This window comes from Roseibium sp. M-1 (assembly GCF_054515675.1).
The window spans coordinates 1439247-1463248 of the sequence record NZ_CM137257.1 but is presented as its reverse complement, the minus strand read 5'-3'; the positions used below and the strand labels follow the sequence as shown (position 1 = coordinate 1463248).

The following is a 24002-nucleotide window of genomic DNA, read 5'->3' as shown; positions in this document are numbered from 1 at the left end:
CATGCGCAACACCCTTTTTGCCGGCGTTGGGTTAATTCCCGGTGGATCGTGTTGCCCGGTTGCCGATTGTCCGGCTTCCTTGCCACTGCTCTCCTCGCGACAAGATTCCCGCGTAATGAGGCTGGCAAGGTTTTGCGGAATTCGGCAAACGTGTGGGTCCGCGCAGGTTAAGCTGTTTGGACGCAAACTGACCCGTTCAGCGGCCCCCTTTTGTCAGGAGGAGTTCCTCTTATTCCCACAAAGGCCGCATTTGCGGCCGACGATCCCGCTACCTTCATTGTTTTCCGGAGTGTTTTGAATGATTGCCCGCGTCTTTTCCGCCGCCGTTATTTGCCTTGTCCTTCCCGGCACTGCCTTTGCCGCCGATAACGGGCCAATCACCAGCATCACCTTGTCTTCAGGGGGGCTAGCCGAAGTTGTCCGCAAGGCGGATATCGACAGTTCCGGGCTTATCAACATGACCGTGCCGCTCGACCAGGTGAACGATGTGCTGAAAAGCATTGTCGTCTTCGACGAGGCCGGTGTCGTCGAAGGGATCACGTTGCCCGGACCAAATCCGCTGGCCGAGACCTTCAAGAACCTTCCCTTTTCGGAAGAGGATCTGCAATCGCCTGCCCGGCTTCTGTCGAAACTGCAGGGCACGCAGGTGCGGCTGGAAAAGGCCGGATCGACGGTGGAAGGACTCGTGCTGGGCGTTGCCATCCAGGATCAGGGTGACCAGGGCCAGACGTATGTCGCTTCCGTCCTTGCCGACGGGCGCATCACCGGCGTGCTCCTGACCGCAGACACCGAAGTCGTATTCCTCGACGAAGACATCCGCCAGAAAGTGGCGCGGGCGCTGGCGGCGGTCGGCAGCGGCAAGGCGGATGGCGCGCGGAACGTCGCGCTTAAAGTGGGCGGCGAGGGGGCCCGGGAAGTCGCGGTCTCCTACGTGGTACCAGCACCGATCTGGAAGACCGCCTACCGGGTGGTGACGCTGGCCGATGACAAGGCCAGGCTGCAGGCCTGGGCCGTTCTGGAAAATGCCAGCGGCGAAGACTGGGACAATGTCCGCGTGACGCTTTCTTCCGGCGCACCGGTAACGCTGATGCAGCGCCTGCACGATCTTTACTGGAAACAGCGGCGGGAAGTACCGATCGACGTCTCCGCAGGTTACGTGCCGCCTGCCGACACGGGTGCGGAACCGCAGTTTGAGGTCGCCGAGAGCCAGGCGTTCCTGGACAGCAATTCGCGGATCGCGGGCCTCGCCGCACCGGCTGCGCCAGAGCCGCTCATGCGAAGGATGGCACAAGCAAATGTCGGCGAAGTTTCGGAAGGCGCAGTGACCGCCTCCTTCACCTTGCCCTGGCCCGTCACGCTGGAAAGCGGCCAGACGCTGTCGGCGCCGATCGTCGACAAGGTGGTCTCCGCCGAGACCGTTTCCGTGTTCCAGCCGGAAAGCGGCATGCAGCATCCCGTTGCCGCGATCCTGATCAGGAACGAGACAGACGCCAGCCTGCCCAAGGGCATCCTGACCGTTTACGACGAGAAGGAAGGCTATGTCGGCGACGCCCAGATCAACGGCATGCCGTCGGGCGAGAGCCGCATGGCGAGTTTTGCCACCGACAAGAAGGTGCTGATTGCGCAGCAGGATTTTGCGGACAACCAGATCGTCTCGATCAAGGTCACTGACGGTGTCCTCACCGCGTCCGTGCGTGAACGCGCCGAAACCCGCTACGCCGTCAAGGGGGCGCCGGATGGCGATCGTACCGTCATCATCGAACATGCCAAGCGCCCGGGCTGGTCGTTCTCCTCCGCTCAGGAAATGGACAGCACCACGACCCACCACCGGCTGAAGATCGAGGTTGCTGCCGGCAAGACCGAAACGGTCACGGCGCAGCAGGAGCGGACACTATCGGAAACCTATGCCTTGATTTCGACGGACGCGAACAAGCTGCAATATCTTGCCAACCGGTCGCCCGATAAAAAGACTGCGGACAAGCTGCGCGAACTTTCCAGGCTGCAGACCGAGATCACGCAGATCCAGCGGCAGACCCAGTTGTTGTGGCAGGAAAAGGAAAACGAAAGCCGCGATCAGGAACGGCACCGCGCCAATCTGCAGGCCATCGAACCGGGAGCTGATCTTTACAAGCGTGCTGCGCGCAAACTGGAAGAATCGGAAACCCGGATCGAGACGATCGACAGGGAAATTGCTGCCTTGAGCGAGCGCGAGGCGGAAATCCGCGTGGAGCTTGGAGACGCGATCAGGACGTTCTGATAGTTCCTACGAGCTGACGGGCACTTTCCGCAACGCGTCGACGGCTTCCGGCAACTCGCCAAAATGCGAAATGACCCGGTCCGGAGAAAGCTCCCGGACCGGCACGGTCGTGTAGCCGAAATCGACGGCGATCACGGGTATGCCGGCATTGCGGGCCGCGTCGATGTCGGTGACGCTGTCTCCGATCATGATCGAGCCTTCGACCTGACCGCCAGCGCGCTCAATCGCACCATGGATCGGTTCGGCGTGCGGCTTGGCAACGGGGAACGTATCGCCGCCGACAACCGCATCGAAATAACGGGAAAGGTCAAGCTCCTCGAGAAGCGGCAGGGTCAGCCGTTCAGCCTTGTTGGTGCAGACCGCCAGTTTCCAGCCGTCCTTCCTGAAAGCTTCGAGGGCCGGAACGACGCCTTCGAAAGGCCGGGTGTGGACGGCGATGTTGGCGGCATAGTGCTCAAGGAAATGAGCAAAGAGCGGCGCGACAATCGCGTCTGTCGCTTCGACCCCGTTGAATTCCAGTCCCCGGCGGATCAGCACCTTGGCGCCAAGGCCAACCATGTTTGCGACGTCATCCGCCGGAATGGCGTTGTGGCCGGCCGTCGTCATGACAACATTCAACGTGGCGACGAGATCTTCCATGGAGGACACAAGCGTGCCGTCCAGATCGAAAACCAATACGGACATGAAACCCTCTGCTGTGCTGCAATCCGGTTCCTGCCTAGCGGGAGATTGCTTTCACCGCAAGGTTTCAAGGTGGTGCCGGGGGAGAAGGCCGTTGGATTGCCTCCTTCGGCCTGTTCCTTATCACTCCTCTGGATGAGGGAGCGGGTGGATCAAATGTTCCACGACAGTCAGACGATTACCCGGTCTTTACAGCTTATAGGCCGTGCGGAACCCGCCCCAGTGGCGGCCCTGTACGATGATAGGCGCATCGATTTCCTTCATCCAGACGATGTTGCCGCCACCCATGTCGCGGGCATAGGACTGGATGAGGAACGGCCTTGTGTTGCGGGCGGCGCTCAGGCCGGCGCGATCGTCGAAGATCCGCTTGTTGCGGCAGTTGGCCGTGTTCCAGGCAACCTCACCGGGTTTTTGCGGTTTGGAATAGATCAGGTTGTGCACCGGCAGGTAACCGTTGCGATCGACGGTGGCACAGAAGGCCATGCCCTGGCATTTGCCGAGAATTTCCTCCTGGATCTCCGGCAGGATCTTTTCCAGGTGCTGGAGCGCCCGTGTAGAGAACTGGTGCGGATCCGTGCCGCGTATCAGCTTGTATTTTGTGTCGAAAAGGTCATCAAGGCTGAGTTGGCGTGTTGCAACAAGCTGCTCCATGGCCGCTGTGATGCGCGCGGCGCCCGACTGGACCCGCTCCACTTCCGCCGCGTGGCTGGCATGGATTGCGGCGATCTTGCGCGCCAGCGCTTCACGGAACTTGGCGTCCGGGTTGGTGAAGCAGCCGTGACAGCCGTTTTCCGAGACGGCGACGATGCGCACATCGACCTGGCCGATACCGGCAAGCTCAAGCCGGGCGGAGCTGCCGGGTTGCAGTTGCCGGTCGAGTTCCGACTTGAAGAGCGTGCCGCCTTCGGAAATGTCGTGGGTCTCCAGCCGGGAGGAGGCGGAGCCACTGGCGACGGTCCCGGAGAGCTTGACAGGCAAACGGTCGTGCTGCCTGCGGTCACCGAATTCCGTCTGGCGGATCATCATGGTGAAGCGAGACTGCAGCGCACTGGTCGCCTGGCTCATCTCGGCGCCGCTTTCCCGCGCGCGCATGCCACCTTCCTCGGCAGTGGCCGCCGATTGTGAGATGGTCTTGGCCGTGCGGACGACCTCCTGGACGAATTCGGCGGTCTGGTGGGCCTGGTCGCCGATCCGGTTGGTGGTTTCGACCTGGGTCTGAACCGCTTCCTCGACGGCGGCGAAACTTGGCCTGATCTTGCCGATCACCTCGATGATCTGATTGACGGAACCGAGGCTCAGTTCGGCCGACTGGTTGAGCCGGTCGATATTGGAAACGATCTGTTCCGTCGCAGACTGGGTCTCGACGGACAGCGCCTTGACCTCGCTGGCGACGACGGAAAAGCCGCGTCCGGCTTCCCCGGCACGAGCCGCTTCAATGGTGGCGTTGAGCGCCAGGAGATTGGTCTGCTTGGCGATGTCTGAAATCAGGCTGACCACGTTTGCGATGTCGTCAATGGCGCTTTTCAGCTCCATCACGCCCTGATTGACCCTTTCGGCGACATCACGGGCTTCCTGCGCCAATTGGTTGGAGACACCCACCTGGGTGCCGATCTCGCTGCTGGAGCTGGAGAGTTCCTGGATCGAAGAGGCGAGGCCGGAAGCATTTTCGTTGGCGACCGCCGATTGATCAGCCAAAGATTGACTGTCTCCGCGGATGGCCTCCAGCGTGTCCATCTGGCTGACAAGGCGATCCTGGACTTTTTCCGCAGCCGCATTAATCGTCTTGGCGGCGACCTGCAGATCGTCCTCAAGACTGTCGAGCACAAAGCTCAACCTGCTTGCGTCCAGCTGTGAGTCGGTGCCGCTCCCGGCGATCTTGTCAATTTCCTCAGGGGCAGATATGTCTTTGTTCGAATTATTCTTTTCACTTGTCTGCCGCTGTCTCAGCCGAAGAATATTCATCTGACCTTGTACTTTCCAATCCCCAGACAACTGCGGGCAGTTTCGCGCAATACCGTGAAATCATGGTTAATAAATTCCGCGAAGCCGCCGGCGGCCCTATGCGTTTTCCCCGTTTCTTCCCGGGAGCGGAGCCGGATTGGGGCCGGATTGGGGAATGTCACTGGACCGCCGGTTACCGGCCATGTTAAGCACCCGGCGGTTCGCAACAGCTGTGCGGGCCATGGCCTGACGCAAGAATGCGGGCCGAAGGATCGGACGATGAGCGACAAGTGGAAACAAGAAGCAGCCGAACGGGCTGCCGAAGACGTAATATCCGGCATGCGCCTTGGCATCGGCACCGGGTCGACCGCGGAGCATTTCGTCAGGGCCCTGGCCCGGCGGGTGGAGAACGGTCTCGACGTTATCGGCGTACCGACGTCCGAGCGTACCCATGAGCTTGCGGCCGGTCTCGGTATTCGCCTTACGACGCTGGAAGAGTTGCCCGAGCTCGATCTCACAGTCGACGGTGCCGACGAGATGGATGCGCGCCTTACCCTGATTAAGGGGGGCGGCGGTGCGCTGCTGCGTGAGAAAATCGTCGCTTCGGCCTCTGCCCAGATGATCGTTATCGCCGACGCCAGCAAAGAGGTAGCAAGCCTCGGTCAGTTTCCGCTGCCGATCGAGGTCGTGCCATTCGGGCTGGAGGTAACACGGCGCGCAATCCTGAAAGTGTTTCAGGATCTCGCCCTTCCGCCGAAGCTGACCTTGCGGGGAGGCGAAGACGCACCTTTCTTAACAGATGGCGGTCATTTCATCCTGGATGCGCAGTTGGACAAGATCCCTGATGCCAGGTCCTTGGGGACACGGCTGGTCGCAATCCCGGGTGTTGTCGAACACGGCCTTTTCATCGATCTTGCAACAAAAGCTTACGTGGCTGGTGCAGATGGGGTAAAGACCGTTCTGCCCATCTAAGTGGTATGGATTTGGCTTTCCGGCTATGAAGAAAGCCGCCTAGGAGTAGAAAAATGAAACTTGTGAAATTGTTCCGGCGAGCTGCTGCAGTGGGCGCAGCTATGATGGCCGCGGCGTTCCTGACGACCTCCGCCTTTGCCCAGGACGCCATTTCCGAAAGCCACCTGGCTGCGGCAAAGAGAGTTGCCGTTTCCACGAAGGTGCTTGAACCCTTCGACGATATCCTGCCGCTTCTGGCAGAACAGACCCGTACTGCATTCATTCAGTCTGACCCGACCCGTGCCGAGGAAATCATCGACGTCACGCAAAATGTCGCGCTGGAGCTGGCGCCCAAGCGTGCAGAGCTGAACGATCAGGTCTACAAGGCCTGGGCCGAGAGCTTTACGGAAGAAGAGCTGATCCAGCTGGCTGACTTCTACAACACGGATCTGGGCAAAAAGCTGACCACGAGCATTCCGACGATCACCCAGTATTCCGTTGCGGCCGCGCGCGAGTGGCAGGACAAGATTTCCACGCAGATGGTGACCATGGTTCAGGAACAACTCGAAAAGCAGAACCAGGCTCAATAGGGCGAATACCCTGAACGTTCCGTCTGCACCGCTAGGTGCGGTGGACGCACGAAAATGTGAGGCCGGGATACGTCCGGCTTCGGGGCCGCGCAAGCGGCCCATTTCTTTTGTTCCGGTACGACGGTTGCGCCTGAACGGCAGCGCTGGAAGCCGCATGGGCCTTGCATGCCCGCGGCCACTGCCTATCTGGGGCAGACTGGAACGCCCGGCCTATGACCGGACGACCGAGGAAAATGAGGCTTAGATGAGCGACTTTGATTACGATCTCTTTGTAGTTGGCGGTGGTTCCGGCGGCGTGCGCGCGGCACGGATTGCTGCGACACACGGCGCAAGGGTCGGAATTGCCGAAGAATACCGTTACGGCGGAACCTGCGTTATCCGCGGCTGCGTTCCGAAGAAGTTGTTCGTTTATGCCTCCAAGTTTTCCGAGGAGTTTGAAGACGCTGAAGGCTTCGGCTGGACGGTGGGCGAGCGCACCTTCTCTTGGCAGAAGCTCGTCGCAGCGAAGGATCAGGAGATCACCCGCCTTGAGGGGATCTACCGGCGCAACCTGGAGCGGACCGATGTGACGGCTTACGACAGCCGTGCCGTCCTCGAAGACGCCCACACGGTGCGCCTGCTTGCAACGGGTGAGACCATTACCGCGAAATACATACTGATCGCCGTCGGTGCGTCGCCGAACGTCGATACCGGCCTGCCGGGCGTGGAGCATGTGATCACCTCCAACGAGGCATTCCATCTGGAAGAACTGCCGGACCGGATCGTGGTTGCCGGCGGTGGTTATATCGCAGTTGAATTCGCCGGCATCTTCAATGGCCTCGGCGTTGACACCACGCTGATCTATCGCGGCGAGGAAATCCTGCGCGGTTTCGATATGGATCTGCGGACAACCGTGCGCCAGGAAATGGAGAAGAAGGGGATCAAGGTCATCCTCAACGACACATTCTCCAAAATCGAAAAACACGCCGACGGCACGCTTGCCGGTCACACGAAGGGCGGCAAGGTCCTGGAAGCCGGCCAGATCATGTTCGCCATCGGCCGTAATCCGCATACGCGCGATCTGGGCCTGGAAAGCGCCGGTGTCGAAATGGACGCTTCGGGCGCCATCAAGGTCAGCGCCGACTCCCAGACTAACGTTGCCTCCGTCTATGCGGTCGGGGATGTCACCAACCGGGCGAACCTCACGCCGGTCGCCATCCGCGAAGGCCACGCCTTTGCCGACACGGTCTTCGGCAACAAGCCCTGGACGGTGGACCATAGCTTGATCGCGACCGCCGTGTTCTCGCAGCCGGAACTGGGAACAGTCGGCCTGACCCAGGAAGAAGCCCTGAAGCGCACGCCCAATCTGGACATCTACAAGTCCTCGTTCCGGCCGATGAAGCACACGCTATCCGGCCGCGATGAGAAGATGCTCATGAAAATGATCGTCGATGCGGACAGCCAGAAAGTTCTGGGTGTTCACATCATGGGTCCTGATGCGGGGGAACTCGCCCAGGTTCTCGGCATCACGCTTGAGATGGGAGCCACCAAGGCGGATTTCGACCGGACAATCGCCGTGCACCCGACTGCGGCGGAGGAACTCGTCACGATGCGCGAGCCGACGGAGCAGCTGCGCGGCTGACGCTATCGACGAATTGCTCGCCGGATCCCGAGAACCTGAGCGCCGCCGGCGGTCGCCCGGCGGAGCGCAAGGATGGCCGGTACTTACAGTGCCGATGCTCTTGGTGGAGGCCCGTCGTCAGCCTCGACTTCGGCGATATCCGCGTAGAAGGAAAACCGGCTGCGACCCTGCTTCTTCGATTCATAGAGCGCTGTGTCGGAGCGAATGGCCAGAATTTGGGCAGCAGCCCCATCCTGCGGGGCGATCGCGATGCCGACGCTGAGTCCGATTTGGGCGCTGTTGCCCTCGGGCAGGTCGATGGGCAGTTGGCCTGCCGCCACCAGAGCCCTGCTGAGGACGCTGAGGTCTGCTCGCGTTACAGATCCCCTGTAGATGACCATGAATTCGTCGCCGCCGATCCGGCAGACGAGCCCGGGTTTGCCTACGACTTTCTTGAGCCTTTGCGCTATCGTCTTGATGACCGCGTCGCCGGCTGCGTGACCGAACGTGTCGTTGACGGCCTTGAACTTGTCTAGATCGCAATGGATCACGGCAAAAGGCTTGCCCGGCAGCTCCAGGACGGAACTTTCCAGAACCCGGTTGAACTGGAGCCTGTTGCCGAGCCCTGTCAGCGTGTCGTGCAGCGCGAGATACCGGTTCTGCTTCTCGCTTGCCTGCAGCGACGAGGTCAGCTGTCCGATCCGCCAGGCAATTCCGAATGCGAGCGCGCCAAGGGCAATGCTGAGTACGGCAATGACCGGAATGATCGTCGGCCAGATGGAATCGCCTACGGTCTGGCTTTTCCAGCGGAACGTTCCGATGGGGGTACCGCGCTGATCCGAAACCAGGTGGTGCGGTCCGCTGCCTGGTTTGGCTTCTTCGGCGGCAAAGACGAAGTTCGAAAAATTCAAACGGGCGTTGAGCTGCGCAAGCAGCATGTCGTCGATATAGTGCGCCGACAGGATAATGGCCGGCGGGCCATCCGGCAGGGTCGTGCCATAGTCGTCGGGCATGATCGGCATGGCACCGAACAATGCCGGTTTGCCGTCAAGATGCACGAAGCCCATCAAGGCAAATTCGCTCGGATCCACCCCTTGCAGCGAGCGGTGGCCGAACCCGCCCGGCACGCGCACGCGGTTGCGCTGGAAAAGACTTTTGAGCTTCTCGTGGATCGTCTCGACCTCGGCGGTCTCGGAGACCGGACGTTGGATGATGTGCGTATAGTCTTCAAAGGACTCCGCCAGCACTTCGCCATTGCCGGAGATCAGCATCACCTTGCTGTGCCGGTAGTCTGACCAGAGCGTGTTGAAGCTCTCACGCGCATAGGCCGGGTCGAAACTGCGCACGAGCTTGCGGACGGATTCATCGGATGAGGCGATCCCGAGCTGCTCCTGGACGATGGCTCGTTGCCGGTCCGCAAGAGTGCTGCGAAACAGGCGTTCCTCGTTGGCGATTGCCTGTCTTCGGGAGGCCTCGGAAGCGACGAAACCGACAAACAGCAGCGAGACTGCGGTTACCGCAATCAGCAGTCCGGCCAGAACAAATGCCAGCCTGGAAATCTGTTGCCGCGGAACTTTCGCGTCCTGGTCACTGTATCTGCGCCGTAACTCGGTCAAGTTGCGCACCCGGTTAGGTCTTGGTGACTTATTGTGAAATCTCGTCACCTCAAGGTAAAGTCACTTTAGGGATGAATACCTTAATAAGTAATGGGAATATTAGAAAAGTTGACCGCGGAGGCTAAGTATTTCCCCTCGGGCGCGGTTTCTTGATAGTATTTATGACAATGCAGGCCGGCTTGGCCTCAACAGGAGGCGGGCAGAGTGCGCAGGTCCATCTGCTTGCGGCTCCTGGCCGTTTCCAGGCTGTGCGGACCGGCAAACTCATGCGAGTTGCGGCCGTTTTCCTTGGCGCGGTAGAGCGCCATATCCGCCATCCGGATCAGGTCCACTTCCGTCGTGCCGCATTCCGGTGCGCTGGCAATGCCGATGCTGATGCCGATTTCGACCTCGCGGCCATTGCCGATGCCGATCGGGCAGGCAATGGCATTGCGCATGCGGTCTGCCACTGCACCGAGCGTTTCCCGGTCGGCATGCTGGAAAAGCAGCACGATGAATTCGTCGCCGCCGATCCGGCCGACGATGCCGTCCTTGCCGATGAGGTCGCGCAACCGGTCCGCAACGGTGCAGATGACACGGTCGCCGGCCTCGTGGCCATAGGTGTCGTTGACCGGCTTGAACCGGTCGAGATCGCAGGCGAGGACCGCAAAGCCCTTTTCGGGGAGTCCTTCAAGCGCGAAGGCGAGGCAATCGGAAAACTGGTGCCGGTTCGCCAGGCCCGTCAAGGCATCGTGCATGGCGAAATGACGGTTCTTGCGCTCGCTTTCTTCAAGCGTTGCCGACAGGCGGCTGATCCTGGTGGCGAGCGCGAAAGCCACAACAGCAATGATCGATGCCAGAAGGGCGATCAACGGCATCGCCGCGATCCAGATATCCCGGCCGGGCTTGTCGTGATCCCAACGAAAATAGCCGAATACCGAAGCGTCGCCGGCATGAACCAGATGATTGGTGGGGTGCATGCGCTCCGGCGCGCCGGGATAGAAACGGAAGTCCCTGTAGTTCACTTGCGTGCTCAGGTCAGTCAGCCAGTCCTGGTCGACATAGACCGCGTTGACGAGGATCGTGGGGTAGTCCTCGTCAAAACGCACATGACCATCGTCCGGCAGGATAGGAATGGCGCTCAGGAACGCCCGCGATCCGTCGAGGAACGCAAATTCGGATTGGCTGATGTCCAGATGCGCCGATAGCGGCATGTACCATTCGGCAAAGACCGAGCTGGTGCTCGACTTGCGCGACCTGTAGACGGCCAGTGTCTTGTCGGCCAGGCGGCGAATGACGTTGTCCGCGGGAAGCTGCCGGTTTTCGAAGCGGGTCTCGTCGCCGATGGAATGTGCGATCAGCGTACCGTCCTGGCGCAGGAGGAACGTGCGATCGAAATGGAAGTCCTCCCTGAGGTCCTCGATCAGCTCGTCTTCCACGAAGTCCCGGTCGAGCGGTGCCTGCAGGGCGTTGAACGTGCGGTCCCATTGAGCCAGGGTTATCTGGTCGCGGGCCATCTGCCGGTGCATGTCCTTCAGGGTGTCGTTCAGCCGGTGCTGCTCGGCTTCTAGGGCGCGTCGATCGGCTTCCCGCCAGGCCATATGGGCGATGTAGGTGAGGGACGCGGTCGACAAAAGAATGACCAGCGCGGCAAGACTGTAGATCCAGACAGTAATCCGTCTGCCGGCATTGGGATGCAAGGGGCCCGGTAGACGAGAGCCCTCGAGATTTTTCTTTTTGCCAAACAAGATTGCCACCCATCTTTCCCCAAGTGCTTTCTGTTTAGCCGAAGAGGTTTAATAAGCGGGTACGCAGACAGGTTGTCGTCGCGGCTTCCTCGCTTTAATTGCCAAGAGCCTTAATAAAACCTTCAATTTCTTCTTCGCAATTGAATGCATGCAGGGACGCGCGAACCACGGCGTCGAGGCCGCGCAGGGGCAAGTCGATCCGCGCCGAACCGGCGCTGGAGACCGAAACATTGATGCCGGCCTGCGCCAGGCGGTCCTTTGTCGCTCCCGGATCTTCGCCGGCAACGGTGAAGGTCACGATGCCGCCCTTGCGGCGGCCCTTGTCGTGCAGCGTGACATCCGGCAGGGCTGAAAGTTCGGTGCGCAGTTGCGCCGCGAGCGCACAGATCCGGTTGCCGATCCGCTCCATGCCGAAGCCGATGGCGTAGGTGACCGCAACGCCAAGGCCGATCTGGCCGGCGACATAGCGTTCCCAGGTCTCGAAGCGCATGGCATGGGGGACCAGCTCATAGCGGGTTTCGTCGATCCAGTTGGCCGCCTGCAGGTCAACGAATGGCGGCTCGATCTGGTCGAGGACCGCGTCGCCGACATAGAGAAAGCCGGTGCCGCGCGGCCCGCGCAAATATTTCCGGCCTGTCCCCGACAGCATGTGGCAGCCGATGTCTCGGACATTGAGCGGGATCTGACCCGCGGATTGGCAAGCGTCGAGAAGGTAGAGCAGGCCCGCGGCGCGGGCGATCTCCCCGACCTCCTCGGCCGGGTTGATCAGTCCGGAAAAGGTCGGCACATGGGTGAGCGCGATCAGGCGTGTCTTCGGGCCGATGGCTGCCTTCAGCGCGGCAAGGTCTATCTGGCCGGAAGCGTCGTCCTCGACAATATCGATCTCGATGCCCTTGCGCTGTTTCATCTGCAGGAAGGCCACATAGTTGGAAACATATTCTGCCCGCCCGGTCGCGATACGGTCGCCCTCGCGGAAGTCGATGCCGTAGAAGGCCATGTCCCAGGCACGGGTGGCATTTTCGACATAGGCAATTTCATGCGGTTTGCTGCCGATCAAAGCGGCCAGGCCCGTATAGAAGGTATCCATGGCCGTCTTCGCGGCAGCCGCGGCCTCATAGCCGCCGAGCGTTGCCTCAAGATCCAGATGCTGTTTGACTGCATCGAGCACGGGCGCCGGGGCGAGGCCCGTTCCGGCATTGTTAAAGTGGGTCACCTGACGTACACCGGGCGTGTCTTCCCGCAGAAGCGCGACATCCTGCTGCGAAAGGGATGGAACGATCATGGCACTCTCCGGCTGCGCGTTGGACCAAGGCTATAAAATCTAGACAAGCAACAGATGACGATCACATATTTTGGATACGGCTCCCTCGTCAACATTGACACTATCCCGGCCGACGCTGAAGTCACCCCAGGGCGCCTGTCGGGCTGGGTGCGCGAGTGGAAGGTCTGCGGCGAAGGCCAGGACGGGCAGGGGCGCTGCGCCCTCACTGTGCGTGAAAAGGATGGTGCAGAGATTTGGGGTGTGATGGCCCGAGAGCCGCTGACGCGTCTCGCCGAACTGGAAGAGCGGGAAAAGCGGTATCTGAAGGTGGTCTCCGTCGGGGCGGCATTCCGTTGCGAGGTGGCCCAACGTCCGGGCCCGGAGGACCTGTTCCTCTTCCGCGCCGCGCCGGAGCACAATCGCTGGGGCACCGAAACCCACCCGATCCTGCAAAGCTATCTCGATTGTGTGCTGGCCGGCTATTTCCGCATCTGGGGCGAGGCGGGCATCGATCATTTCCTGGAGACCACCGAAGGCTGGCATGTGCCGGTGCTGAAGGACAGGAACCGGCCGCATTACCCGCGCCCGGTCACGCTGGGTGCGGAACTCGCGGCTCTGATTGATCAAAAACTCAAGATGTTCGGGATCAGTTACATCTGTCCTGCCGACTGACCGCCTCCATTCAGCCATGCAGCGTCTGCAGCCCATGCCCCACCAGAAACGCGATGACGGCCGCCAGCATGCCGATGGCCGTGGTCTCGATCCCGCAGGACATCCAGTGGCGTTGCGACCATCTGGCCCGGAGCGAGCCGATGACGAAAAAGGCAAGAGCCGTCAGGCCCGTCGCCGAGGTAGCGCTTGCGGGCAGGGACAGGACGAAAGGCAACAGCGGGATCGATCCGAACAACACGAAGGCGGCGAAGGTGAAGAGCGCTGCCTTCAGCGGGTGCCTGCCGCCGTCCGACAGGCCGTATTCCGCCTGCATCATGGTTTCGATCCAGGTGGACCGGTTTGAGGTCACCAGCTTGACGATGGTCTCCAGATCCTCGCCCTCATAGCCCTTGGCCAGAAATATCTGCCGGATTTCTTCCCGCTCGCCGTCGGGGGCCACCGCGATGTGCTTTTCTTCCACGGCTTTCAACCGCGCATAGTCTTCGTTTTCCGACTTCGAGCCGCTGTAGTTCGCTGCCGCCATCGAGAACCCGTCGGCAAGCAGGTTGGCGACGCCGAGGATGAGAATCACACGGGTGGAAAGATCCGCACCGATGGACCCGGCAACGATGGCGAAGGTCGTCACGGCGCCGTCGATCCCGCCATAGATCCAGTCCCTGAGATAACTGGCATCGGGACCTGTGGCGAGCCGCGTCGCGATATCATCGGGCCGGTGACTGTGCTCCAGGCGTGGCTTTGGCATGGCTGGCTTTCCTTACTGGCTGGAACAAGCCTGCGCCTGATACAGGGTCAAAGCCATGATCCGCGTCAAAACCTTCAATCGGTAAACGAAAGGCATTTGCCTGAAAAAGATTCCCTTTACGTAAAGGTAATCTTACACTATCGCCAAGAGTGTAAAATGAAAAACTTCAATTTTGGGAGGTGGGATGTCGCTGTTTACCTATAAGGGCGAAGAGGCCCTGGACCTGGTGCGGGATGCGCGTGATCTGATGATCTACAGCTATCACGGCATCGAGAACGTCCTCAGTGAAGGACTTGAAGCGGAGGAGAACGCCAGAGCGGCCATAGAGGCAAAGGGCTGGACGGTGTTGACGCCAGATGCCCTCGGCCTGGAAGGGGCGGTGGTCGACAGGAACGGCACCTTTCAGGGAGAGACCTTCAAGTTCAAGGATGCGCAGGCGGATGTCCTGGCGACCTATGACGAGACCGGCAAGGTGACCAAGGTGGGGTTGGCTTTTCGCGGCACCACCGGCACGATCGATAATATCGTGTCCGATACGATCGGGGACGTGATCGACTATCTGGAGTTCCTGAAAGAGGAACCGGACTACACGGTTGCTGCCTTCGGCGGCCTACTGGCGGCAGTCAAAACCTTCCTGGAAGATCACGGTCTTACCGCGGACGATCTGATCGTCACCGGCCATTCGCTCGGCGGTGGAGCCGTGACGAACATGGCCGAGCAAAGCGACACCTTTGCCGACGGCTTTTTCGTCGATGCCAACTATGTCGGCTTCGCCTCGCACTATACGCCGGAGGACGGCGCGTCCGTGCTGGACAGCGGGTCGGAGATCTTCAGCCTGGATTTCGAGAACGATCCGGTGCCTTCGGTTCTGGCGGACGATGCGATCCATCTCTTCGGCAACGACGCGGACTACGCCTACGAGACCAGCAACATCGTTTATTTCAACGATCTTTATGCGACGCCGGCCTTCTGGGACGGCGGCAACATCGTCAATCTGCTGGCCTGGTCCGCGCATCGTCCGAACGGCTATGACAAAGCCGTCGATGCCATCGGCCGGTCCGAGTTCTATGGCGAAATGACCCGCGACAGCCTTGTGGTCGTCTCGGGGCTTTCCGACCTGGCGAGGGGTTCGGTCTGGGTGGAGGATATCGATCTGCTCCTGGACCCGACTGGGCACGCCGGGGACGGCGGGTATATCCTTGGATCGGCGAAGGCGGATCTCCTGGGCGGCCGCGGCGGCAATGATGCGCTTGAAGGCTTTGAAGGCAATGACCATCTGAAGGGCCGCGGCGGCGACGACCGGCTTCTCGGCGGTGCGGGAAACGACATTCTGGATGGCGGCGACGGCAACGACCGGCTGGTGGACGGGACCGGCGAGGACGTTTTGATCGGCGGCGGCGGCGCGGATATCTTCGTCTTCGTAGCCGACGGGGTGTGCGACCTCATCGAGGATTTTCAGGTCGGCATCGACCGGATCGATCTCAGCCTGGCGGGGATTACGTCTTTCGATCAGCTCACCATTGCCGCGCCCGGTTGGTGGCAGGATGTGGAAATCAGCTACGGAAACGATATGATCAGACTGGACACCGGGATCTGGCCGAGCCTCGCCAGTCTGAGTGAAAGCGACTTCCTGTTTGCCTGACCCTCGGCTGATGGGACCGGCACCCGGGAACGCCCGGGTGTCATTTCGTTTCCGGCCGGGTGCCGCCTGCGGCCCTGGTGCGAACGAGCCTTGGATAGCTTGAAAAAAGATCAAGGTTTCCTGCGCAAGTGAGGCCGATCTTGAGTGGCGTTCGGCGGTGAGGCCGTGTATAAGGCCGCACGTTTGCTCCAAACACGGAGCATTTTGCGCAGGAAAAGGTCGCGGGCATCAGCAAAAGCGAATTATTGGGAAAGCCCGAGCCCGATCAGGAGTAGGAAGTATGGCGGAGAAGTGGACCCCGGACAGCTGGAGATCAAAGCCGATCTTGCAGGTGCCGGATTACCCGGATCAAGAGGCTGTGGCGGAAGTTGAGCAACGCCTGTCGACGTATCCGCCGCTGGTTTTTGCAGGTGAAGCACGCAAACTGAAGGCCCAGCTGGCCGACGTTGCGCGCGGCAACGGTTTCCTGCTCCAGGGCGGCGACTGCGCCGAAAGCTTTGCCGAACATCACCCGGATCATATTCGTGACTTCTTCCGCGTCTTCCTGCAGATGTCGGTCGTCCTCACGTTTGCCGCCAGCCAGCCGGTGGTGAAGGTTGGCCGCATCGCCGGTCAGTTCGCCAAGCCGCGTTCGTCCAACATCGAGAAGATGGGCGATACGGAGCTGCCGAGCTACCGCGGCGACATCATCAACGACATCAACTTCACTGCGGAAAGCCGTATCCCGGATCCGAACCGCATGGCCATGGCCTACCGCCAGTCGGCTGCGACGCTGAACCTGCTGCGCGCTTTCGCGCAGGGCGGTTTTGCGAACCTCGACCAGGTGCACCGCTGGATGCTCGGCTTCATTTCCGACAGCCCGCAGGGTCACCGTTACAAGGAACTGGCCGACCGCATTTCGGAAGCGCTGGCCTTCATGCGCGCCTGCGGCGTCAATTCCGACAGCGTGCCGCAGCTACGCTCGACCGATTTCTTCACCAGCCATGAAGCGCTGCTGCTCGGCTATGAGCAGTCCTTCACCCGCGTCGATTCCACCTCCGGCGACTGGTACGCCACCTCCGGCCACATGCTCTGGATCGGCGACCGCACCCGCCAGCCGGACCACGGCCATGTGGAGTATTTCCGCGGCATCAAGAACCCGATCGGCTTGAAATGCGGCCCGTCGCTGACGCCGGACGGACTGCTTGAACTGATCGACATCCTCAACCCGGACAACGAACCGGGCCGGCTGACCCTGATCGCCCGCTTCGGCGCCGACAAGGTCTTCGATCATCTGCCGCAGCTGGTGCGCGCCGTCGAGCGGGAAGGCAAGACCGTTGTCTGGTCCTGCGACCCGATGCATGGCAACACCATCACCGCCGGTGGTTACAAGACCCGGCCGTTCGACCGGATCCTCAAGGAAGTGGAAGCCTTCTTCGCCGTTCACCGCGCCGAGGGCACACATGCCGGCGGCGTCCATGTGGAAATGACCGGCCGCAACGTCACCGAATGCACCGGTGGCGCCCGCGCGCTGACCGAAGACCAGCTCGGCGACCGCTACCACACCCATTGCGACCCGCGCCTCAACGCCGACCAGGCGATTGAACTGGCCTTCCTGATTGCGGAAAACCTGAAGAAGGAGCGCGACGGCAAGCAGGCCGAGCCGATCGCGGTCAACGCGTAAAGATTGCGTTCTTCTTACGCTACGTTACGTCAAGGGGCGGCATTGCTGCCCCTTTTGCATTTTTTACCGATTTTTCCGTGCACCGGCCGCTCAAGGTAAGTCTCGCTTAACGCTCGCGGGGCATACCTGTTCCTCAGGGAAACACGTAGGTAGGGAGACTGGTTTTGCGGGAGAAGTGGGATCTTTCGAAGGTGTCCTGCCTTGTCGCGGAAGACAATCCCCATATGCGCGCCATCCTGCGTTCCGTCCTCTCCGGTTTCGGTATCCGCTCGGTTTTCGAGGCCTCCGACGGAGCCGAGGCACTCGAGCTGGTTGTGGACCGCAGGCCCGATATTGTCCTGTGCGACTGGGTCATGCGGCCCTTCTGCGGCAGCGAATTCCTGCGTATCCTGCGCTCCGACCACGATCTGGTCGTCAGCACCACTCCGGCGCTGATCGTCACCGCCCATGCCAAGCGCGCGACGATCCTTGAGGCGATCGAGATCGGCATTCACGGTTTCGTCGCCAAGCCGATCGCTCCCGCAATCCTGTACCGACATATAGGCGAGATCCTGGAGCGTCAGGAGATGTACGGGCGCTCCAAAGGCATTCTTCTTGGGCCGGACCAGCAGAAACCGTCACGCAAGCCAGAGATCACCGATATTTCGTCCTTGGGGTCCTCAAAGCCTGCCGAGGATTTCGGCGGTCTGGCGTTGCTGTAAAACTTTCAAAACAGGTCAACTCTTTAATCGGAGGTCGATTCCGATTGGACGCGTGCGAAGAGAGCCGCTACATCAGAAGGCCATGTCACTTCCTGGTACTTCCTCAAGATGATTTCAGACCGTTTTCGACTGGCTGTCGCCCAGCTTAACCCGACCGTCGGCGATGTTGCCGGCAATACCGATCTTGTGCGCGGTGCGCGCCGGGAGGCCGCGGCGAAGGGTGCCGACCTGATGCTGACCTCTGAACTGATGCTGGCCGGGTATCTGCCGGAGGACCTTGTGCTGAAACCGGCCTTCGTGCGCCGCTGCATGGAAGCTGCCACCACCCTGGCTCAGGAAACCGCCGACGGCGGACCCGGCATAATCCTCGGCACGCCCTGGCGCGATGAAGCCGGCAAGGTCTACAACGCTGCGCTTCTTCTCGACGGCGGCGAGATCAAATCGGTCCGCACCAAATACGACCTTCCCAATTACAGTGTCTTCGACGAAAAGCGCGTCTTTGCCGCCGGACCGCTGCCGGGCCCCGTTGATTTCCGCGGGGTACGCATCGGTATTCCGATCTGCGAGGACATCTGGAACGACGAGGTCTGCGAATGCCTCGAAGAGACCGGAGCGGAGCTGCTGCTGGTCCCGAACGGCTCTCCCTACTGGGAGCACCGGGCCGAGCACCGGCTGCAGGTGGTGGTCTCCCGCGTCGTGCAGACCGGATTGCCGCTGATCTATTGCAACCAGCTCGGCGGTCAGGACGAACTCGTCTTCGACGGCGGCTCCTTTGCGCTCCACGCCGACCGGTCACTGGCTTTCCAGATGCCGCAATTCGAGACGGCACTTGGGCTCAGCGACTGGAAGCGGGACGGCGAGACCTGGGTTTGCGAGAACGGCGAAGTGACAAAACTGCCGGATCTGGATGAAGCCAATTGGCGCGCCTGCGTGCTTGGTCTAGGAGACTACGTCAACAAGAACGGATTTCCCGGCGTCGTACTGGGGCTCTCCGGCGGCATTGACAGCGCCATCTGCGCGGCGATGGCCGTGGATGCGCTCGGGGCCGACAAGGTCCACGCGATCATGCTGCCCTACCGCTACACGTCGGAGGAAAGCATCGCGGATGCCGCCGCTTGTGCGAAAGCCCTTGATATCCGCTATGACACCGTGCAGATTTCCGAGCCGGTGGAAGGTTTCCGCTCCGCCCTCGGCGGGCTCTTTGCCGGCACCAACGAGGACACGACGGAAGAAAACCTGCAGTCGCGTGCCCGCGGCGTCATCCTGATGGCCGTTTCCAACAAGTTCGGCCGCATGGTCATGACCACCGGCAACAAGTCGGAAATGTCTGTCGGCTATGCGACCCTCTACGGCGACATGAACGGCGGCTACAATCCGATCAAGGACCTCTACAAGACCCAGGTCTATCACCTGGCCGAATGGCGCAATGCCAACCGGCCGAAGGGGCTTTTGGGACCGGGCGGTGAGGTCATTCCGCAAAACATCATCATCAAGGTGCCGACTGCGGAGCTGCGCGAGAACCAGACCGACCAGGACAGCCTGCCGCCCTACGACGTCCTTGATGACATCCTGGAATGCCTGGTCGAGGACGAGATGTCTGTGAGCGACATCGAGAAGCGCGGTCATGACCGGGCGCTGATCCACCGCATCGAACACCTGCTGTACATCGCCGAGTACAAGCGCCGCCAGGCGCCTCCAGGCGTGAAGATTACCGAACGCAACTTCGGCAAGGACCGCCGCTACCCGATCACCAACCGCTTCCGCGACCGCTCCTGAGGCTGCTGGAAGTTCGAATTACATTACAACCTCATCCTGAGGAGGGCCGCCAGGCCCGTCTCGAAGGAGGGGCCGCAAACTCTGGAGCAAGCGGCCCATCCTTCGAGACAACGCACTCGCGCTTCCTCAGGATGAGGATTTGTTTCGCAGCAAATAAGTTGCTTTCTGAAAGTAAACCAAGTCCCGATGGCCTACCTGACCTTCCTGCGTGAAAATGCGCGCTGGCTTTTCGCCAGTTACCTTCTGGCGGTCTTTTCCGGCTTTGGGCAGACATTTTTCATCTCGCTCTCCGGCGGCGATCTTCGTGCCGAATTCAATCTCAGCCATGGTGAGCTGGGTCTCATCTACATGCTGGCGACCCTCGGCAGTGCACTGACGCTGCCTTATGTCGGCCGCAGCCTGGACCATTTTCCCGTGCAGAAGATTGCGCTGGTGGTCGTGACCGGGCTGGCGCTGTTCTGCCTCACCATGGCGAACTCGTTTTCGGTCTGGATGATCGGGCTCACCTTCTACGGCCTGCGCCTGTGCGGTCAGGGCATGATGACCCACACCTCGATCACCGCGGCCGGGCGCTGGTTCTCGGCGCAGCGGGGGCGGGCGGTTTCCATCGCCATCTTGGGTTTTCCGACAGCCGAAGCGCTGTTTCCGCTTCTTTTTGTGGTGCTGAGCAATGCCTTCGGCTGGCGAGGGGCCTGGATGGTGTCATCCGGTGTCCTTCTGCTGCTCGCCCTGCCGGTTCTGCTGGTGCTTCTTGCAAAAGACCGCGTTCCGAGCGCGCTGGAAGTCGCCTCTGCCAAACCGGAAGGGCGGCAGTGGACCCGCGGCGAGGCGCTGCGTGATCCGAAATTCTGGCTGGTCAATTGCGGCGTCAACGCACCTGCATTCATCGGCACGGCCATCTTTTTCCATCAGGTCTATCTGGTGGAGCTGCGTGGCTGGACGCTGGAGCTCTTTGCCAGCGCTTTTCTGCTCATGGCCTCCGGCGTTGTCTGCACATCGCTGGTGATCGGCCCGCTGATCGACCGCTTCTCCGCCCGCCAGCTTCTGCCCTTCACCCTTGTGCCGCTGACCCTTGCCTGCTTCGTCCTTGCAAGCTTTCATGCGCCTGCCGCCGCCTTCGTCTTCATGCTGCTTGTCGGGGTGTCAAACGGCTTCAACAGCACGCTCGTCGGCGCATTCTGGCCGGAAGTCTATGGGACGCGCCACATGGGGGCCATTCGCTCGGTGGCTTTTTCCATCATGGTGTTTTCCTCAGCCGCCGGTCCAGGCCTCGTCGGCTGGCTGATCGATCTCGGTGTCGCGTTCGACCGGCAGGTAATTGCCATGGGCCTCTATTGCCTGCTGTTCTGCGGCATTCTGGCGATGGCTTCCAGGGCCTATCGCAGCTCCCAACAATCTTGACGGCGCTGGCCCATTTTTAAGTTGCTGGCAACACGCGCTCGCGCTACCTCATCGCCATGACTGTCACTGTACGCTTCGCGCCGTCGCCGACCGGCCACATTCACATCGGCAACATCCGCCCGGCTCTCTATAACTGGCTTTTTACCAGGAAAGAGGGCGGCCGCTTTATCCTGCGCTTCGACGACACGGATCTCGTGCGTTCGAAACAGGAATATGCCGACTCGATCGAAAACGACCTGCGCTGGATCGGCATCGATCCGGACCGGATCGAACGCCAGTCCGACCGGATCGAGCGCTATGACGCTGCCGCGCAGAAGCTGAAGGACGCGGGGCTGCTTTACCCGTGCTACGAGACGCCGGACGAACTGGAACGCCGCCGCTCGCGTCAGCGCGCGCTTGGCCGTCCGCCGGTCTACGATCGGGCCGGCCTGAAGCAGACGGACGAGGAACGGGCCGCGTTCGAGGCCGAGGGACGCAAGCCGCACTGGCGCTTCGTCCTGCCGAACCATGATGGCGATCCGTTCGAGACCCGGCGCACAGACGTCGCCTGGAACGATCTTTGCCGGGGCGACCAGACCATCGACCTTGCCTCCATGTCCGACCCGGTGCTCGTGCGTGCGGACGGGTCATACCTCTATACCTTCACCTCGATCGTCGATGACATCGACATGGATGTGAGCCACATCATTCGCGGCGAGGACCACGTCTCCAACACCGGCGTCCAGATCGCGATCTTCGAGGCAATGGGTGCAAAGCCGCCGGTCTTCGGTCACCACAATCTGCTGACGACCATCGACGGCGAGGGGCTTTCCAAGCGCAAGGGCGCGCTATCCATCGGCTCGCTGCGCGAGGCAGGTCTGGAGCCGATGGCCGTTGCCTCGCTCGCCGTTCTGACCGGCACCAGCCAGGCGGTGGAGCCGGTGGCAACGATGGATGCCTTGATTGAAAAGTTCGACCTGACCAGCGTCTCCCGGTCTTCTGCCAAGTTCGATCCGGAAGAGCTGAAGAGCCTCAATGCGCGGCTGGTGCATGAGCTGCCCTTCGAAGCAGTCGAAGACCGGCTCCTGAACCTCGGCATCCGGCCGAGCGCCGCCTTCTGGGAAACCGTGCGCGGCAATTGCGAGACCGTCGCCGATGCCAGCGGCTACTGGCAGGTCGTGGTCGGGCCGGTGACGGCCCGGGTCGACGCGGAAGATGCGGATTTCGTCTCGAAGGCCAAGGATTTCCTTCCCGAGGGCGAGATCACCGAGGAGAGCTGGGGCGCCTGGACGTCAGCGCTGAAAGATGCGACGGGCCGCAAGGGCCGGGGGCTTTTCATGCCGCTGCGTCGGGTGCTGACCGGCATGGATCACGGCCCGGACATGAAGGCGATGCTGCCCCTTATTGGGCGACAAAATATTCTGGACCGACTACCCTGACGGAGCCCTTGCGCTCGCCTGCGGGCTCAAGGCCGTCATCGTCCGACTTGAACACCGGCGCGAAGGCGGCGACTTCCTCGCCGTCGTCGTCGCCGATGGGGCGGGACTGGATCGACAGCACCGGAAGGCCGTCGCGCAGTTCCCTGCCTTCCGCAGTCGCATCGGGAGCGGGGTCGTGGCGGACAGCCGCAAGGTCCAGCCCCTTCGTGACGTCGAAGCCTTTTTCCAGGTTCAGGAGCGTGTCCGGATCGTCGTAGCGCGGCAATTGCGCCCGTGTCAGCGGCGTGCGCGCCAGCGGCGAAGGCAGGTCGGCTTTGTCTTCGAAGGTGCCGCCACGGCTCGGGGTCAGTGAGCGCCGAGGCAGGCCGGAACTGATATCCGAGAAAAAGACCTTGCTGCCAGCACCCGTGCCGATCTCCGTCCAGGCAGATTGCAGTTTTGACTGGCGGGTCGCGCGGCAGCTGCAGCCTTCCACATATTCGCTCTTGTAGCGGTAGGCGAAGGGTTGCTCCGCATAAAGGTCGCCGGCAAGCGACATCATTTGCGTTTGGTCCCCGCCCGGGTTGCGGTAGACGTAAAGATGCGTCTCGGCTGCCGGACAGATCTCCGAACAGCGGGAAGCGTCATAGGCGAACTGGTCCTTGCCCGCGGTATAGCTGACCGGGAAGAAATAGCCGTCGCAGGTGCGCACGCACAGGGTCCGGAAGGTGCCGCCGGACGGCAACCGGCGCTGATTAGAGGCGCTTCTGGTCTGCCGCCGTACAGCAGCAATTTCCCTGTCGCCGGTCGTTGCGGAAACCGGCTCTGCCTGGGGCTGCTGCGGATTGAAGAGGCGCGCCAGCAGGGAACGTGGCTTGTCGTCCGCGGCTGCCTCGCGGGTGGGAGGCGGCGCATCGCAATTCTGCCTGGCAAGCGCGGCCCGCACCTGCCGTGCGCGCTTTGCATTGCCCGAAGAACCGCCGCCTGCCTTTGAAAGCTGGCGCTCAATGGCGGCAAGATTTGCCTTCATGCGCTTGATCTTGGAATTGAGGCCGGTGCACTTGTCGCTGCCGGAGGTGGCGCAGCCGAAATAGCTGGCGTCCCGCTCTGCCGCGGTAATCGCCTTCTGCTGTGCGGATTTTGCCGTGCTCCATTTCTGAGCGGCCGGAGACTTTGCGGATGACCCGCTTTCAAGACGGCTGAGTTCCGATTTGAGGCTGGAGCAGCTGGCAGCGCCGGCGGCATCTGCGCACAGGGCCAGCCCGGCGCCAAACGCAAATGCGCGCACCAGAAATCCGGTCTTGGCAGGCCAGCATAGTCTCATTACCCGTCCCCTACAGCGTTTCCCCACGCCGTCCGGCTCCTGGGGTCAGTATCGCTGTTG

18 protein-coding genes are annotated in these 24002 nt (G+C 61.2%); 11 read left to right on the top strand and 7 right to left on the bottom strand.

What is annotated here, in order from left to right:
• Positions 1-298 precede the first annotated feature (298 nt).
• Entirely contained in the window at positions 299-2257 is a 1959-nt protein-coding gene (locus ACX3M4_RS06675) for a DUF4139 domain-containing protein (protein ID WP_459357805.1), read from the top strand.
• A 6-nt stretch (positions 2258-2263) separates the two neighbouring features.
• Here ACX3M4_RS06675 and gph read toward each other — a convergent pair whose 3' ends face one another.
• Both gph and ACX3M4_RS06665 read right to left on the bottom strand, forming a co-directional pair.
• On the bottom strand, positions 2264-2941 hold the full coding sequence (gph, locus tag ACX3M4_RS06670; protein ID WP_459357804.1) for a phosphoglycolate phosphatase: 678 nt from the start codon (positions 2939-2941) through the stop codon (positions 2264-2266).
• A 186-nt stretch (positions 2942-3127) separates the two neighbouring features.
• Entirely contained in the window at positions 3128-4762 is a 1635-nt protein-coding gene (locus ACX3M4_RS06665; RefSeq protein WP_459359382.1) for a methyl-accepting chemotaxis protein, read from the bottom strand.
• 396 nt (positions 4763-5158) lie between these two features.
• Between ACX3M4_RS06665 and rpiA the strand changes: the two genes are divergently transcribed.
• The 3 genes from rpiA (at position 5159) to gor (ending at position 8041) form a co-directional block, all read left to right on the top strand.
• Positions 5159-5851, top strand: coding sequence for a ribose-5-phosphate isomerase RpiA (rpiA, locus tag ACX3M4_RS06660; protein WP_459357803.1), 693 nt, complete (start codon positions 5159-5161; stop codon positions 5849-5851).
• A 53-nt stretch (positions 5852-5904) separates the two neighbouring features.
• On the top strand, positions 5905-6420 hold the full coding sequence (locus tag ACX3M4_RS06655) for a DUF2059 domain-containing protein (protein ID WP_459357802.1): 516 nt from the start codon (positions 5905-5907) through the stop codon (positions 6418-6420).
• Positions 6421-6664: 244 nt separating this feature from the next.
• Positions 6665-8041, top strand: a complete 1377-nt coding sequence (gor, locus tag ACX3M4_RS06650) for a glutathione-disulfide reductase (RefSeq protein ID WP_459357801.1) — start codon at positions 6665-6667, stop codon at positions 8039-8041.
• A gap of 83 nt (positions 8042-8124) precedes the next feature.
• Here the strand turns inward: gor and ACX3M4_RS06645 are convergent, their stop codons facing one another.
• The 3 genes from ACX3M4_RS06645 to ACX3M4_RS06635 all read right to left on the bottom strand — a co-directional run bounded on the left by ACX3M4_RS06645 (position 8125) and on the right by ACX3M4_RS06635 (position 12645).
• Positions 8125-9636 (bottom strand): sensor domain-containing diguanylate cyclase, encoded by a 1512-nt coding sequence (locus ACX3M4_RS06645; protein WP_459357800.1) that lies wholly within the window; start codon positions 9634-9636, stop codon positions 8125-8127.
• 185 nt (positions 9637-9821) lie between these two features.
• A complete protein-coding gene (locus ACX3M4_RS06640; RefSeq protein ID WP_459357799.1) occupies positions 9822-11372 on the bottom strand; it encodes a diguanylate cyclase domain-containing protein in 1551 nt (516 codons plus the stop codon).
• A gap of 85 nt (positions 11373-11457) precedes the next feature.
• A complete protein-coding gene (locus tag ACX3M4_RS06635; RefSeq protein ID WP_459357798.1) occupies positions 11458-12645 on the bottom strand; it encodes an aminotransferase class V-fold PLP-dependent enzyme in 1188 nt (395 codons plus the stop codon).
• A gap of 54 nt (positions 12646-12699) precedes the next feature.
• Between ACX3M4_RS06635 and ACX3M4_RS06630 the strand changes: the two genes are divergently transcribed.
• The gene (locus tag ACX3M4_RS06630; protein ID WP_459357797.1) at positions 12700-13296 is read left to right on the top strand and encodes a gamma-glutamylcyclotransferase family protein; all 597 of its coding nucleotides are present in this window, start codon (positions 12700-12702) and stop codon (positions 13294-13296) included.
• Between the two features lie 10 nt (positions 13297-13306).
• Here ACX3M4_RS06630 and ACX3M4_RS06625 read toward each other — a convergent pair whose 3' ends face one another.
• Positions 13307-14038: a VIT1/CCC1 transporter family protein gene (locus ACX3M4_RS06625; RefSeq protein WP_459357796.1), complete on the bottom strand. Its 732-nt coding sequence runs from the start codon at positions 14036-14038 to the stop codon at positions 13307-13309.
• 184 nt (positions 14039-14222) lie between these two features.
• On the opposite strand from ACX3M4_RS06625, the gene ACX3M4_RS06620 reads away from it, so the two are divergent.
• From ACX3M4_RS06620 to gltX, 6 genes are all read left to right on the top strand, one after another.
• On the top strand, positions 14223-15680 hold the full coding sequence (locus ACX3M4_RS06620; RefSeq protein WP_459357795.1) for an alpha/beta hydrolase family protein: 1458 nt from the start codon (positions 14223-14225) through the stop codon (positions 15678-15680).
• Positions 15681-15960: 280 nt separating this feature from the next.
• Positions 15961-17343: a class II 3-deoxy-7-phosphoheptulonate synthase gene (locus ACX3M4_RS06615; RefSeq protein ID WP_459357794.1), complete on the top strand. Its 1383-nt coding sequence runs from the start codon at positions 15961-15963 to the stop codon at positions 17341-17343.
• 164 nt (positions 17344-17507) lie between these two features.
• Positions 17508-18044: a response regulator gene (locus tag ACX3M4_RS06610; protein WP_459357793.1), complete on the top strand. Its 537-nt coding sequence runs from the start codon at positions 17508-17510 to the stop codon at positions 18042-18044.
• Between the two features lie 108 nt (positions 18045-18152).
• Positions 18153-19820 (top strand): NAD+ synthase, encoded by a 1668-nt coding sequence (locus ACX3M4_RS06605; protein ID WP_459357792.1) that lies wholly within the window; start codon positions 18153-18155, stop codon positions 19818-19820.
• Between the two features lie 186 nt (positions 19821-20006).
• Positions 20007-21221: an MFS transporter gene (locus ACX3M4_RS06600; protein ID WP_459357791.1), complete on the top strand. Its 1215-nt coding sequence runs from the start codon at positions 20007-20009 to the stop codon at positions 21219-21221.
• Between the two features lie 56 nt (positions 21222-21277).
• Complete coding sequence (gene gltX, locus ACX3M4_RS06595; RefSeq protein ID WP_459357790.1) at positions 21278-22639, top strand: glutamate--tRNA ligase; 1362 nt, start codon at positions 21278-21280, stop codon at positions 22637-22639.
• Here the strand turns inward: gltX and ACX3M4_RS06590 are convergent.
• The gene (locus ACX3M4_RS06590; protein WP_459357789.1) at positions 22602-23942 is read right to left on the bottom strand and encodes a DUF2865 domain-containing protein; all 1341 of its coding nucleotides are present in this window, start codon (positions 23940-23942) and stop codon (positions 22602-22604) included. The two genes, gltX and ACX3M4_RS06590, sit on opposite strands and share 38 nt — an antisense overlap.
• Positions 23943-24002: the final 60 nt, after the last annotated feature.

What these genes read in the sequence shown, in the direction of transcription:
- ACX3M4_RS06675 (WP_459357805.1), top strand. Translation starts at nt 299, where the DNA reads ATGATTGCCCGCGTCTTTTCCGCCGCCGTTATTTGCCTTGTCCTTCCC.
- gph (WP_459357804.1), bottom strand. Translation starts at nt 2,941, where the DNA reads ATGTCCGTATTGGTTTTCGATCTGGACGGCACGCTTGTGTCCTCCATG.
- rpiA (WP_459357803.1), top strand. Translation starts at nt 5,159, where the DNA reads ATGAGCGACAAGTGGAAACAAGAAGCAGCCGAACGGGCTGCCGAAGAC.
- ACX3M4_RS06655 (WP_459357802.1), top strand. Translation starts at nt 5,905, where the DNA reads ATGAAACTTGTGAAATTGTTCCGGCGAGCTGCTGCAGTGGGCGCAGCT.
- gor (WP_459357801.1), top strand. Translation starts at nt 6,665, where the DNA reads ATGAGCGACTTTGATTACGATCTCTTTGTAGTTGGCGGTGGTTCCGGC.
- ACX3M4_RS06635 (WP_459357798.1), bottom strand. Translation starts at nt 12,645, where the DNA reads ATGATCGTTCCATCCCTTTCGCAGCAGGATGTCGCGCTTCTGCGGGAA.
- ACX3M4_RS06630 (WP_459357797.1), top strand. Translation starts at nt 12,700, where the DNA reads ATGACGATCACATATTTTGGATACGGCTCCCTCGTCAACATTGACACT.
- ACX3M4_RS06625 (WP_459357796.1), bottom strand. Translation starts at nt 14,038, where the DNA reads ATGCCAAAGCCACGCCTGGAGCACAGTCACCGGCCCGATGATATCGCG.
- ACX3M4_RS06620 (WP_459357795.1), top strand. Translation starts at nt 14,223, where the DNA reads ATGTCGCTGTTTACCTATAAGGGCGAAGAGGCCCTGGACCTGGTGCGG.
- ACX3M4_RS06615 (WP_459357794.1), top strand. Translation starts at nt 15,961, where the DNA reads ATGGCGGAGAAGTGGACCCCGGACAGCTGGAGATCAAAGCCGATCTTG.
- ACX3M4_RS06605 (WP_459357792.1), top strand. Translation starts at nt 18,153, where the DNA reads ATGATTTCAGACCGTTTTCGACTGGCTGTCGCCCAGCTTAACCCGACC.
- ACX3M4_RS06600 (WP_459357791.1), top strand. Translation starts at nt 20,007, where the DNA reads ATGGCCTACCTGACCTTCCTGCGTGAAAATGCGCGCTGGCTTTTCGCC.
- gltX (WP_459357790.1), top strand. Translation starts at nt 21,278, where the DNA reads ATGACTGTCACTGTACGCTTCGCGCCGTCGCCGACCGGCCACATTCAC.
- ACX3M4_RS06590 (WP_459357789.1), bottom strand. Translation starts at nt 23,942, where the DNA reads ATGAGACTATGCTGGCCTGCCAAGACCGGATTTCTGGTGCGCGCATTT.